The organism is Bacillus sp. 205(2023), from assembly GCF_037027485.1.
Lineage (GTDB): Bacteria > Bacillota > Bacilli > Bacillales > Bacillaceae > Bacillus > Bacillus halotolerans.
In genome coordinates this window covers 1-255 of record NZ_JAXCHF010000050.1, presented here as the reverse complement: position 1 = coordinate 255, position 255 = coordinate 1, and the positions used below count along the sequence as shown (strand labels likewise).

At 42.4% G+C, this 255-nt stretch carries 1 pseudogene; it reads right to left on the bottom strand.

The features are described 5' to 3' along the window. Positions 1-255: pseudogene (locus WA325_RS21355) on the bottom strand (IS5/IS1182 family transposase); the annotation flags it as partial.

The following is a 255-nucleotide window of genomic DNA, read 5'->3' as shown; positions in this document are numbered from 1 at the left end:
TTTGGAAACAAGCCTCGGATAGGGTGATAAAGTCTATGTGCGATGACACCAAAGATTTGTCGGTCAGATAATCCTTTACAGATCGGAGTCGTTAAATATCCGGAATCAAGGGCGACGGCTTCTACTTTAAACCCAAATCGTGCGATTTGGTGATCCAATCGGTCAAGATAGGGCACAGAATCATGGACATTTCCAGGTGTGACATAGGTATCTGTGATAATGTTGTATTTCATATCTGTTGTGCGGTGATCTAAA